Origin of the sequence: Mesorhizobium sp. WSM4308, assembly GCF_002294905.1 — a bacterium.
GTDB lineage: Bacteria > Pseudomonadota > Alphaproteobacteria > Rhizobiales > Rhizobiaceae > Mesorhizobium.
The window spans coordinates 253490-265768 of record NZ_NSFW01000009.1; the positions used below are offsets into that span (position 1 = coordinate 253490).

Consider the following 12279-nt stretch of genomic DNA (forward strand, 5'->3'; position numbering starts at 1 on the left):
GTGAAAGGCAAAGGACGGAGACAATGACCATCAATCTGCAGAAGCCGGACATCACCGAGCTTAAGCCGCGCATCACCGTATTCGGTGTCGGCGGCGGCGGCGGCAATGCCGTGAACAACATGATCACCGCGGGCTTGCGCGGTGTCGAGTTCGTCGTGGCCAACACCGACGCGCAGGCGCTGACAATGTCGAAGGCCGACCGGCTGATCCAGCTCGGCGCGCATGTCACCGAAGGCCTCGGCGCCGGCTCGCAGCCGGAAGTCGGCCGCGCGGCTGCTGAGGAGTGCATCGACGAGATCATCGATCACCTGTCCAACACCCATATGTGCTTCGTCACCGCCGGCATGGGCGGCGGCACCGGCACCGGTGCTGCTCCGGTCGTTGCCCGCGCCGCGCGCGAGAAGGGCATCCTCACCGTCGGCGTCGTCACCAAGCCGTTCCACTTCGAAGGCCAGCGCCGCATGAAGACGGCCGATTTGGGCATCGAGGAACTGCAGAAATGCGTCGACACCCTCATCGTCATCCCCAACCAGAACCTGTTCCGGCTGGCCAATGACAAGACCACCTTCGCCGACGCCTTTGCCATGGCCGACCAGGTGCTCTATTCCGGTGTCGCCTGCATCACCGACCTGATGGTCAAGGAAGGCCTGATCAACCTCGACTTCGCCGACGTGCGTTCGGTGATGCGCGAGATGGGCAAGGCGATGATGGGCACTGGCGAAGCTTCGGGCGAGGGCCGCGCGATGGCCGCCGCCGAGGCCGCGATCGCCAATCCGCTGCTCGACGAGACCTCGATGAAGGGCGCCAAGGGCCTGCTGATCTCGATCACCGGCGGCCGCGACCTGACCCTGTTCGAGGTTGACGAAGCAGCGACCCGTATCCGCGAGGAGGTCGACCAGGACGCCAACATCATCCTCGGCGCCACCTTCGACGAGGAACTCGAAGGCGTCATCCGTGTCTCGGTGGTCGCCACCGGCATCGACAAGTCGGCGGCTGAAATCGCCGCGGCGCCGATCTCGATCCGTACGGCCCCGCCGAAGCCGGCCGCCCGTCCGGCCGTGGCCGCCGTGGAGAGCCGCCCGGCACCGGTCCAGCAGCCTGTCTATGAACCGCGCGCCGCGGACCCGGTCGCCGAGGCTATCCAACTCGCCGAGTCGAACGCCGCCGCCATGGCGCAGGCCCGCCCGGCTCCTGTCACCCATGCGGACGATTTCCGCCCGCAGAGCAAGATCTTCCAGGCGCCGCCGCAGCAGCCAATGCCGCAGCCGGTCGTCCAGCAGATACAGCCGGCCCCGCAGCCGCGCGAAATGCTGCGTGAGGTCCAGCAGCCGGTGGCGATGGCACCGCAGCGCATGCCGCGCGTCGAGGACTTTCCGCCGGTGGTGAAGGCCGAGGTCGACGCCAAGAGCCGTCCAGTGGACCACGAGAACAGCAGCGGACCGATGGGCCTGTTGAAGCGCCTTACCAACGGCTTGACCCGCCGCGAGGAGGAACCTGCAAGGCTGCAGCCGGCGCAACCGCGCGAGCCGAAGCTGCGCCAGGCCGCCCCCGAAGTGCGCCGTCTCGCCAGCCAGGACGCCCAGCTCTATGCGCCGCGCCGTGGCCAGCTGGACGACCAGGGCCGCCTGACGCCGCAGACCAGGGCGACTCAGGACGACGATCAGCTGGAGATTCCGGCGTTCCTGCGCCGCCAGGCTAACTGAGCGGTTAACGGACCGTAACAATTGTTAACAGGCAAGCAAGGAATTGCTTGCCTGTTAACGTTTTAAGTGCTGTAGAATCAAACAGTTACGATATGGGGCTTGCTCCGGCTCGCGGTTACAGAGGGTAAGAAACCGTGATTTGGAGTCTCCCTGGCGGGACATTATCTTCGCTGCCTACCATAGTCGGTCTGCCGGGATTTCGGGGAAGTGACCCTGCCTGCCGATTTAACAAGAGCCGCGCCCTTGGGCTGGAGAAGCGGACTTAGGCATATCGGGCTTATGGGGATTGTCTTGCACGACTACCAGACGACAGTGAAGACGCGCGCGTCGCTTACGGGCACCGGCGTCCACAGCGGCAAAGAAGTTTCCATCAGTTTCCTGCCGGCGGATGCCGACACCGGCATCGTGTTCCAGCTCATCAATGGCGAAGGGCAGGGCCGCGAGTTCCGTGCCCTGTTTTCCGAGATCGGCGCCACCGATCTGTGCACCATGCTTGGCGATCCCTCGGGCGAGCATATCGCCACCGTCGAGCACATCATGGCCGCGCTGTTCGGGCTCGGCATCGACAATGTTCTCATCGAGATCGACGGCCACGAGGTTCCCATCCTCGACGGCAGCGCCATGGCCTTCGTGGAAGCCATCGACCAGGCGGGCATCGAGACGCTGCCGGTCAAGCGGCGTTATATCAGGGTCGTCAAGCCGGTTCGCATCGAGAACGGTGCTTCCTGGGCGGAGTTCAGGCCCTATGACGGCACCCGCTTCGAGGTCGAGATCGATTTCGAAAGCCCGGCCATCGGCCGTCAGCTCTTTGCGTCGGACATCAATGCCGACATTTTTCGCCGCGATATTGCGCGCGCCCGCACCTTCGGCTTCATGAAGGATGTCGAGCGGCTGTGGGCGGCCGGCTACGCGCTTGGCTCCTCGCTCGAGAACTCGCTGGTGATCGGTGACGACAATCGCGTCATCAACATGGGCGGCCTGCGCTATCCCAACGAATTCGTGCGCCACAAGACGCTCGACGCCATGGGCGACCTGGCTCTGGCCGGAGCCCGCTTCATCGGCTGTTTCCGCTCCTATCGCGGCGGCCACAGGCTGAACGCCGCGGCGCTGCGGCGCCTGCTGTCGGACCGCACGGCCTTCGAGATCGTCGAGACGACACGCCGCGAGCGTGGCCGCGCGGCAGAGATGAGCGCCGTCAATGCGCCGCTCTACGCGCCTTGGATGATCTAGGTTTCGCACCGTTTTCACGCTTTGTGGCGGGATGCTGGGTGTTGCAGGAATGCATCATCGACCGGCGAAATCATAGGGATGCCCTAGCGCCGCCTTGCCGCCACAAAAATGCGCCATTGCCCGGAGATAGCGTTGCCGGGCAAGGCGGTTATGGTTTATGGCTGCTGCCGTCGATTAGTGCATGTCGCTCAAAAGTGGGGACCAGTTTTGGGACAACAGCATGCAAGAGGCATTAAAATAACGCCGAAAGGGCGCAATCCAATCATGTTCTTCAAGCGAGTCGGTCAATCGAAAGCGCCAAAGCGGTCTGTTCTCCTGGCGCTTTCGCTGGTTGTTCCATCGCTCTTTCTGTCGGCCTGCATGTCGTCGGAGAAAGACATCGATCTGTCGAAATACGTCGACCAGACCGAGCCGGCCGACGTTCTCTACAATCAGGGCCTCGCCAATTTGAATGCCGGCCGCCTCGACGAGGCGAGCAAGAAGTTCGACGCCGTCGACCGCCAGCACCCCTATTCGGAATGGGCTCGCAAGTCGATGGTGATGGGCGCTTTCGCCGACTACCGAAAGGGCAGCTACGACGAGGCGATCTCGTCGGCCAAGCGCTATCTGGCGCTTTATCCGTCCACCGATGACGCGCCCTATGCACAGTACATTATCGGCCTGAGCTACTATCGCCAGATCAAGGACGTGACGCAGGATCAGAAGGAAGCGCGCCAGACGCTGCAGACGATGCAGGATCTGGTCACGCGCTGGCCGACGTCGGAATATGTCGACGACGCCAAGGAGAAGATCCGCTTCGCCAACGACCAGCTCGCCGGCAAGGAAATGCAGATCGGCCGCTATTATCTGGAGCGCCGCGAGTACATCGCCGCCGTCAAGCGCTTCCGCACCGTGGTGGAAAACTATTCCAACACGCGTCATGTCGAGGAAGCGTTGGCCCGCCTTACCGAAAGCTATTACGCGATGGGGCTGACCTCGGAGGCCCAGACGGCCGCCGCGGTGCTCGGCACCAACTATCCCGACAGCCCGTGGTACAAGGATTCCTACAAGCTCCTGCAGAGCAACGGGCTTTCGCCGCGCGAGAATGCCGGATCGTGGATTTCCAAGGCCGGGAAGCTGATCACCGGCGCCTGATCTGTCAGGCGCAAGCGTGCGAGCGCGCTTTTCGGATTGATCCGATGCTGAAACAAAAAGATAGTGCGGCGCTGCGACTCCAATCGGTCGCGCACCGCTCCACGGCGGTTCAGTGGTTTGATTGAAGCGCTGAGCCGTCCCAACTTTTTGTTCTACGCAATTCCGATGGCAAAAACGCTGCGCACCTTTCCTGGAATTGCCTGAGGTTCGGGTTCTGATGCTTTCCAGACTGTCGATCCGCGATATCGTCCTGATCGAGAAGCTGGATATCGACTTCCAGCCGGGCCTTTCCGTGCTGACGGGTGAAACCGGCGCCGGCAAATCCATCCTGCTCGATGCCCTGTCACTGGCGCTCGGCGCGCGCGGTGACGCCTCTCTGGTGCGCCATGGCGCACCACAGGGCCAGGTCATTGCCGTGTTCGATGTGGCCCGCAACCATCCGGTACGCGCGCTGCTCGTCGAGAACGCCATCGAGGATGATGGCGACATCATCCTGCGCCGCGTGCAGACGGCGGACGGCCGCACCCGCGTCTTCGTCAACGACCAGCCGTCCAGCGTGACGCTGATGCGCGATGTCGGGCGCGCTCTGGTCGAGATCCACGGCCAGCACGACGAGCGCGCCTTGGTCGATCCGGGCGCCCACCGCAACGTGCTCGACGCTTTCGGCGGCCATCTCGGCGCTGTCCGATCGACCGGCGAGGCCTGGCGCCACTGGCGCGCCTGCGAGCAGGAGCTCACGCGCCACCGCGCCAAGGTGGCGGCAGCGGCGCGCGAGGCCGATTACCTGCGTGCGGCGGTGGCGGAGCTGACCAAGCTCGATCCGCAGCCCGGCGAGGAAACGGAACTTGCCGAACTGCGCGCCCACATGATGCGCGCCGAAAAGATCGCTTCCGAAATCCATGACGCCCAGGATGTGCTGTCCGGCCCGTCTTCGCCCTTGCCGCAGCTCGCCAGTCTGCTGAGACGGCTGCAGCGCAAGGCAACGGAGGCGCCCGGCCTGCTCGAGGACGTGGTCAAGTCGCTGGACGAAGCGATGCTGTCGCTCGACGCGGCGCAATCCGGTGTCGAAGCGGCCCTTCGCGCAACGGAGTATGACCCGCAGCGGCTGGAGAAGGCGGAGGAGCGGCTGTTTTCGCTGCGCGCGGCCTCACGCAAGCATAGTGTCGCCGTCGACGATCTGGCGCAACTGCGCGACACGATGGTTGCCGACCTCGCCGATCTCGATGCCGGCGAGGAGCGCCTGCACGGGTTGGAAAAGCAGGCCGCGGCGGCACGCAAGGCTTATGACATCGCCGCGGCGCAGCTTTCCTCGCTTCGCCACGCGGCGGCCGTCGGCCTGACCAAGGCCGTGATGGCCGAATTGCCGGCGCTGAAGCTCGAACGCGCCGCCTTCATCGTCGAGATGAAGAGCGAAGCCGAGACCCGCATGGAAGAGGGCATCGACCAGATCGAGTTCTGGGTGCGCACCAATCCCGGCACACGGCCCGGGCCGATGATGAAGGTGGCATCCGGCGGCGAGCTGTCGCGCTTCCTTTTAGCGCTGAAAGTGGCGCTGGCCGACCGTGGCTCGGCGCCGACGCTGGTTTTCGACGAAATCGACACCGGTGTGGGTGGCGCCGTGGCGGATGCCATCGGCCAAAGGCTGGCGCGGCTGTCGAAGCGCGTGCAGGTGCTGTCGGTCACCCATGCGCCGCAAGTGGCGGCGCGCGCGGCGACGCATTTCCTGATCTCAAAATCGGGCAGCACGGACCGTGTGGCGACCGGCATTGCCGAGATGGACCGGCCGGCGCGGCAGGAAGAGATCGCCCGCATGCTGGCCGGCGCCACGATCACCGACGAGGCGCGCGCCGCCGCCGAACGGCTGCTGCGCGAGAATACAAACGCGGCGTAAGGCCATCCGGCGTCATTGACGGGGCAGGATATGGCAGCGAGTCAGGATATGGCTCCATCCTGCTGTTCAGGAATGATCTTTTCCGAAAACCGGTTCCCACTTTTCGGGATCATGCTCTATTGTGGCGCGCCACCGTTCGGGGAAGAAAAGCATGGCCGAAAAACCTGTCGATTCGCTCAGCGAAAGCGAGGCTGAAGCCGAGCTGAAGCGCCTGGCGGAGGAGATCGCCGAGCATGACCGGCGCTACCATGCCGAGGACGCGCCCACGATCACCGACGCCGAATATGATGCGCTGCGCCGGCGCAACCTTGCCATCGAGGAGCGTTTTCCCGACCAGGTGCGCGAGGATTCGCCGTCGCGCAGGGTCGGCGCGCCGCCGGCCGAAGGTTTCGCCAAGGTGCGCCATGCCGTGCCGATGCTCAGCCTCGCCAAGGCCTATACCGACGAGGACGTCGCCGATTTCATCGAGCGCGGCCGGCGTTTCTTCGACCGCGACAAGGACCTCGATATCGCCTTCACCGCCGAACCGAAGATCGACGGGCTGTCGGCGTCGCTGCGCTATGAGAATGGCGTGTTCGTGCAGGGCGCGACGCGCGGCGACGGAACCGTGGGTGAGGACATCACCGCCAATCTCAGGACCATCGCCGATATTCCCGCGAGGCTGAAAGGCTCCGGCTGGCCTGATGTCATCGAGATACGCGGCGAGGTCTACATGACCTATGCGGAATTCGAGGCGCTGAAGGCGCGCTCGGCGGCGGCCGGCGGCCAGGATTACGTCAATCCGCGCAACACGGCGGCAGGATCGCTGCGCCAGAAAGATCCATCGGTCACCGCCAGCCGCAACCTGAAATTCTTCGCCTATGCCTGGGGCTACACGACGGCGGACCCCGCGCCGACGCAGTTCGATTCGGTGCAGAAGTTCAAGGAATGGGGGTTCAAGGTCAGCCCGCTGATGGTGCGGGCGAAGTCGATCGACGACCTCATAGCGCACTATCATCGCATCGAGGAGCAGCGCTCCTCGCTCGGCTACGACATCGACGGCGTCGTCTACAAGGTCGACCAGCTGGAACTGCAGCGCCGCTGGGGTTTCGTCACCGGCGAGCCGCGCTGGGCGGTTGCCCACAAATTCCCGGCCGAGCAGGCGATGACGACCGTGCAGAAGATCGACATCCAGGTCGGCCGCACCGGCACGCTGGCGCCGGTCGCAAGGCTCGCGCCCGTCACCGTCGGCGGCGTCGTGGTCGAGAACGTCACGCTGCACAATGAGGATTACATCAAGGGTTTCGACAGCAACGGCCTGCCGATCCGCGACGGCATCGATGTGCGCATCGGCGACACGGTGGTGATCCAGCGGGCAGGCGACGTCATTCCGCAGATCGTCAGCGTCGTCATCGACAAGCGCCCGGCCGATGCCGTGCCTTACGAATTCCCGCATACCTGTCCGGTCTGCGGCTCGCCGGCGACGCGCGAGATCAACGAGAAGACCGGCAAGGAGGATTCCCGCCGGCGCTGCACCGGCGAGCTGATCTGCGCAGCACAGGCCGTGGAAAGATTGCGCCATTTCGTTTCGCGCGGGGCGCTCGATATAGAGGGCCTGGGCGCCGAAAACATCGACACCTTCTTCAATGCCGGACTGATCAAGACGGCCGCCGATATTTTTACGCTCAGGGATCGACGTCCCGCCGTCACCAAGGCGCTGGCCGAGCGGCGCGAGGAGCAGGCCAGGCAGCGTGAGGCGGCGTCCGGAAAGACGCGCAAGAATGTGCGCAATGTCGAGGACCGCAACTATGAAGGCCTCGACAAGCTGTTCGCGGCCATCGACTCGCGCCGCGAGCCGGAACTCGATCGCTTCATCTTCGCGCTCGGCATCCGCCATATCGGCGAGACGACGGCCGCCGTGCTCGCCAAGACCTTTTCCACCATCGAGGAACTGATCCGCGTCGGCAAGGAAACGGCGGCAGCGCAGGATCCGCACACCGTCTTCCCTTCGGTCAACGGCATCGGTGACACGGTGATCGATGCGCTGCGCGATTTCTTCGGCAATGAACGCAATGACGACGTGCTCGACAAGCTGCTCGAGCAGGTCAGGCCCAAGCCCTATATCGTCACCGTCTCGGCCGACAGCGAGGTTGCCGGCAAGACCATCGTCTTCACCGGCACGCTGGAGAAGATGACGCGCTCGGAAGCCAAGGCGATGGCCGAACGCCTGGGCGCCAAGGTGGCCGGCTCGGTTTCGGCCAAGACCGATCTGCTGGTCGCCGGACCCGGCGCCGGCTCCAAGCTCAAGCTTGCCAGCGAACTTGGCGTCGAAGTCATCGACGAAGACACCTGGCTGCAACGGGTCGGCAAGGCGTGATGGCGTTCAAAGGCTTCGGCCCAAAGGCCCTTCCGTTCCTGAAGGCGCTGGATTTCCACCAGAGCCGGGAGTGGTTTTTGGAAAACCGCGACCTGTTCGAACAGGAACTGCGCGATCCGCTTGGCGATCTCGTCGACACGCTGACCCAACGCTTTGCGGAAGCGCGGCTCGGCTTGCGCGGCGACCGCAAGAAGTCGCTGTTCCGCATCAATCGTGACGTGCGCTTTGCCAAGGACAAGCGGCCCTACAACCGGCATGTCTCGGCGATCCTGTCGCCCGATGGCAGCAAGGCCGTGCAGGGCGTGTTCTACATTCATATCGGGCTTGAGGGCTGCTTTGCCGGCGTCGCCTGGTGGCAGCCGGAGGCTGCGCTGCTGCTGGCGATGCGGCGCGCCATCGAGACGTGGCCGGACAGGTTTCGCGCCATGGTTAAGGCGTTGAAGAAGAACGGCCTCGAGCTTAGCGCCGAAGACGCCATGAAACGCACGCCGCGAGGCTTCGAGCACGTTACGGACAAGGATCTCGTCGCTGCGATCCGCAACCGGCATTTTGCCGTCCGCCACGTCATCGATCCGGCGGGCATCCACGGGCCGGAACTGGTCGAGGAACTCGTCGATTTCACCATGCGCGCCAAGCCTCTGCTCGACTGGGGCAGGGCGATCGAGGGCAAAATCGCGAAGGACTAAGTTCCATCTCGAGCCCGGCGATGATCATTTCCGCTGATCGTTTGGCTCAAGCGAATTCGTGTGACAAGGCGGGCTGCACTACCTACATCGACGGTTTCGACCCTGGAGCGATCGATGGCGACGGACGTGATTTCCGAGAGCGGCGGCAGAAGCGACTTCTGGCAAGGCGTGCGGCTCTCCATGCCTGTCGTCGTGGCGTCGGCGCCGTTCGCGGTGCTGTTCGGGGCGCTTGCCGTCGACAATGGTTTCTCGGTCCTCGAAGCCTTTATGATGAGCGCGCTGGTCTATGGCGGCGCCAGCCAGATGGTCGGCATCCAGCTGTTCGGCCAGCATGTCGCGCCATGGCTGATCGTGCTGTCGATCTTCGCCGTCAACTTCCGCCATGTGCTCTACTCCGCCGGCATCGGCCGGCGCATCGCGCATTGGCCTGTGATCCAGCAGGCGCTCGGCTATTTCATCCTCACCGATCCGCAGTTCGCGGTGGCCGAGGCGAGGGCGGCGTCGGGCCAGACGGTCGGCTTCGCCTGGTATCTGGGGCTTGGCCTGCCGGTCTATGTGTTCTGGGTAACCGAAAGCGCGCTGGGTGCTGTGTTCGGCAAGCTCATCCCCGACACGCATGCGCTGGGCATCGATTTCCTGTTGCCGATCTATTTCCTCGGCCTGGTGATGGGCTTCCGCAAGCGGCCGCTGTGGCTGCCGGTGGTGGTCGCCAGTGCCTGCGCCTCGATCATTGCCTACAAGACTGTCGGCTCGCCTTGGCACGTCTCGATCGGCGCCATTGCCGGCGTGCTGCTCGCCGTCATCTTGCCACCGCACCATAGCGGCGTGGAGACAAGGCCATGAGCACGACGTTCTGGATCATCATCGCCGGCGCGGTCGCCACCTATCTCACGCGCGTCGGCGGGCATCTGGTCATCTCCCGCTTCGAGAACATCCATCCGCGCGTCGAGGCCGGCCTCAACGCCGTGCCTGCGGCGGTGCTGACGACGCTGGTGGCGCCGGAGCTGTTGAATGCCGGACTGGCGGAATGGGCGGCATTGGTCGTCACCGCCGTGGTCTCGCTGCGCGGCGGGCTGATGTCGATGTTTTTGGCTGGCGCGGCAGTGCTCATCCTGGCGCGGCAGTTCGCAGCGTAGTTTGGCCCGCGATCTTTCCGAGCGTTGGCACCGCCCCTCATTGCCCTGCCGGGCGTTCGTCACTCGAAAAGCCAAGCAATTGGCTTTTCGTCCGCTTCGCGGACCGCTTCTCAACTCCCCGTATAGTGACTTGGAGAAAGAGGCTCGCCTCAAATCTTCGCGTCGTGCGGCAGCGGCGCTGTCGCCTTTTCCAGCCAGGCCAGCGTTTCGCCGTCAAGCATCGGTCCGATCTCGGCCAGCACGCGGGCATGGTAGGCGTCTAGCCAATGCAGTTCCTCGCGAGTCAGCAGCTCTGACCGCACCAGCCTGATGTCGATCGGTGCCAGCGTCAGCGTCTCGAAGCCATGCACGGCGATGTCGCCGCCTTCGATCTGTTCGGCCGGCGTCACCAGGATGAGGTTCTCGATGCGGATGCCGTAGGCGCCTTCCTTGTAATAGCCGGGTTCGTTGGACAGCATCATGCCTTCGAGCAGCTTTTCGGTGCCGGTGCGGGCAATGCGCTGCGGACCTTCATGCACGGCCAGATAAGAGCCGACGCCATGGCCGGTGCCATGGGCGAAGTCGCAACCATGCTTCCACAGCGCCATGCGGGCGACGGCGTCGATTTCCGAGCCGCGCGTGCCGGCGGGGAAGCGCAGCGTGGAAATGCCGATCATGCCTTTCAGCACCAGCGTAAAGCGTTCGCGCATTTCCTCGGTCGGCTGGCCGATCGGCACGGTGCGGGTGATGTCGGTGGTGCCGTCCTGATACTGCGCGCCGGAATCGAGCAGGAACAACTCGCCGGCCTGCAGCTTGCGGCTGGTGGCGCGCGACACGCGGTAATGCATGATGGCGCCGTTCGGGCCGGCGCCGGAAATGGTGTCGAAGGACACGTCGCGCAGCGGCATTTGCGTTTCCTCGCCGGTCTGCCGGCGGCTCTCCTCCAGCCTTGTGACGACCGCGATCTCGTCGAGCGAGCCGGGTTTTTGCCGCTCCAGCCAGCACAGCAGCTTGGCCACCGCCGCGCCGTCACGACGGTGCGCGGCGCGCGAGCCGTTGATCTCGGCCTGGTTCTTGGTGGCTCGCGGGATGCGGGCAGGATCGGGCGCGGCAACCACCGTACCGCCATTGTCCTCGACCAGCATGCGCAGCCGGTCGGCCGCCAGCACCGGGTCGAGCGCGATTTTGGCGCCGCCCTTGGCAAGCGCTGCGATCGCCGCTTCGAATTCGCCGGGCTCGTGCGGATCGGCGAGCTGGGTGAGATAGGCCGCGACCTGGCGCGAGAATTTGCGCTTGTCCATGAACAGCTGGTGCGATCCATCCGCCGCGAGGATGGCGAAGCCGAGTGCCAGCGGCGTGTGCGGTACGTCGCCGCCTCGGATGTTGAAGGCCCAGGCGATGGAGGAGGGGTCGGTCAGCACCGCATGGGTGGCACCGTCCTTGCCGATCGCTGTTGCCAGCCGCGCCAGCTTGTCCTTGGCGAGTTCGCCGGCAAAGCCAATCGGGTGCAGCTCGACCGGCGTCACCGGCGCGGCGGGCTGGTCGTTCCAGATGATGTCGATCGGGTTTCTCTCGAGCGGCACGAGCGCCGCGCCGGTCTTGTCGGCCGAGGCCTGCAACGCCTTGACCTCGCCAATCGTGTGCAGCCATGGGTCGAAGCCCAGCCGCGCGCCCTTGCCTATATTGTCCTTGAGCCAGACGGCGGGCGGGTTGTCGACCAGGCTTTCGACCGCAAAGATGTCGAGATCGACCTCGCTGCGCACCTGCAGCGTGTAGCGCCCGTCGACGAAGATGAAGGCGCGGTCGCGCAGCACGATGGCGACGCCGGCCGAGCCGCTGAAGCCGGTCAACCATTTCAGCCGTGCCGATCGATCGGCGACATATTCGCCCTGGTGCTCGTCCGCGCGCGGAACGATAAAACCGTCGAGGCCATTGGCGGCCAGCCATTGGCGCAGCAGCGCCACGCGCGGCTTGCCAACCGAAGGGTCGCCCGCGGAATCGAAGGTCTGGAACATGATGGGCCTCCTGATGTCAGCGTGACCGTAGCCTATGGGTCCGGAAATCGGAATCGATTTCCGGTTGGCGCAAACTGCTACAGCGCCGGCTGGCTGACAACCAAATGGGGCTGGTCCAGCCGCGGCACGATCAGCTTTCCGGCGAAATC

9 protein-coding genes are annotated in these 12279 nt (G+C 64.6%); 8 read left to right on the forward strand and 1 reads right to left on the reverse strand.

From position 1 onward, the window contains the following. Positions 1 to 23 precede the first annotated feature (23 nt). The 8 genes from ftsZ to CK227_RS18840 all read left to right on the forward strand — a co-directional run bounded on the left by ftsZ (position 24) and on the right by CK227_RS18840 (position 10136). On the forward strand, positions 24 to 1703 hold the full coding sequence (gene ftsZ, locus CK227_RS18805) for a cell division protein FtsZ (protein ID WP_095773951.1): 1680 nt from the start codon (positions 24 to 26) through the stop codon (positions 1701 to 1703). A 279-nt stretch (positions 1704 to 1982) separates the two neighbouring features. Continuing rightward, positions 1983 to 2933 carry a UDP-3-O-acyl-N-acetylglucosamine deacetylase gene (gene lpxC / locus CK227_RS18810; RefSeq protein ID WP_095773952.1) on the forward strand — a complete coding sequence of 317 codons (951 nt, stop codon included), beginning with the start codon at positions 1983 to 1985 and terminating at the stop codon, positions 2931 to 2933. Positions 2934 to 3197: 264 nt separating this feature from the next. Then, positions 3198 to 4067 (forward strand): outer membrane protein assembly factor BamD, encoded by an 870-nt coding sequence (locus tag CK227_RS18815; RefSeq protein WP_095773953.1) that lies wholly within the window; start codon positions 3198 to 3200, stop codon positions 4065 to 4067. A 217-nt stretch (positions 4068 to 4284) separates the two neighbouring features. Next, complete coding sequence (recN, locus tag CK227_RS18820) at positions 4285 to 5958, forward strand: DNA repair protein RecN (RefSeq protein WP_095773954.1); 1674 nt, start codon at positions 4285 to 4287, stop codon at positions 5956 to 5958. Positions 5959 to 6109: 151 nt separating this feature from the next. After that, a complete protein-coding gene (gene ligA / locus CK227_RS18825) occupies positions 6110 to 8314 on the forward strand; it encodes an NAD-dependent DNA ligase LigA (protein ID WP_095773955.1) in 2205 nt (734 codons plus the stop codon). After that, complete coding sequence (locus CK227_RS18830) at positions 8311 to 9000, forward strand: DUF2461 domain-containing protein (RefSeq protein WP_179296480.1); 690 nt, start codon at positions 8311 to 8313, stop codon at positions 8998 to 9000. Before ligA ends, CK227_RS18830 begins: the two co-directional genes overlap by 4 nt. Positions 9001 to 9114: 114 nt before the next feature. Then, positions 9115 to 9843, forward strand: coding sequence for an AzlC family ABC transporter permease (locus CK227_RS18835; RefSeq protein WP_095773957.1), 729 nt, complete (start codon positions 9115 to 9117; stop codon positions 9841 to 9843). Beyond that, the gene (locus CK227_RS18840; protein ID WP_095773958.1) at positions 9840 to 10136 is read left to right on the forward strand and encodes an AzlD family protein; all 297 of its coding nucleotides are present in this window, start codon (positions 9840 to 9842) and stop codon (positions 10134 to 10136) included. Before CK227_RS18835 ends, CK227_RS18840 begins: the two co-directional genes overlap by 4 nt. Before the next feature lie 149 nt (positions 10137 to 10285). Here the strand turns inward: CK227_RS18840 and CK227_RS18845 are convergent, their stop codons facing one another. Beyond that, complete coding sequence (locus tag CK227_RS18845; RefSeq protein WP_095773959.1) at positions 10286 to 12130, reverse strand: aminopeptidase P family protein; 1845 nt, start codon at positions 12128 to 12130, stop codon at positions 10286 to 10288. Positions 12131 to 12279: the final 149 nt, after the last annotated feature.

What these genes read in the sequence shown, in the direction of transcription:
- ftsZ (WP_095773951.1), top strand. Translation starts at nt 24, where the DNA reads ATGACCATCAATCTGCAGAAGCCGGACATCACCGAGCTTAAGCCGCGC.
- lpxC (WP_095773952.1), top strand. Translation starts at nt 1,983, where the DNA reads ATGGGGATTGTCTTGCACGACTACCAGACGACAGTGAAGACGCGCGCG.
- CK227_RS18815 (WP_095773953.1), top strand. Translation starts at nt 3,198, where the DNA reads ATGTTCTTCAAGCGAGTCGGTCAATCGAAAGCGCCAAAGCGGTCTGTT.
- recN (WP_095773954.1), top strand. Translation starts at nt 4,285, where the DNA reads ATGCTTTCCAGACTGTCGATCCGCGATATCGTCCTGATCGAGAAGCTG.
- ligA (WP_095773955.1), top strand. Translation starts at nt 6,110, where the DNA reads ATGGCCGAAAAACCTGTCGATTCGCTCAGCGAAAGCGAGGCTGAAGCC.
- CK227_RS18835 (WP_095773957.1), top strand. Translation starts at nt 9,115, where the DNA reads ATGGCGACGGACGTGATTTCCGAGAGCGGCGGCAGAAGCGACTTCTGG.
- CK227_RS18840 (WP_095773958.1), top strand. Translation starts at nt 9,840, where the DNA reads ATGAGCACGACGTTCTGGATCATCATCGCCGGCGCGGTCGCCACCTAT.
- CK227_RS18845 (WP_095773959.1), bottom strand. Translation starts at nt 12,130, where the DNA reads ATGTTCCAGACCTTCGATTCCGCGGGCGACCCTTCGGTTGGCAAGCCG.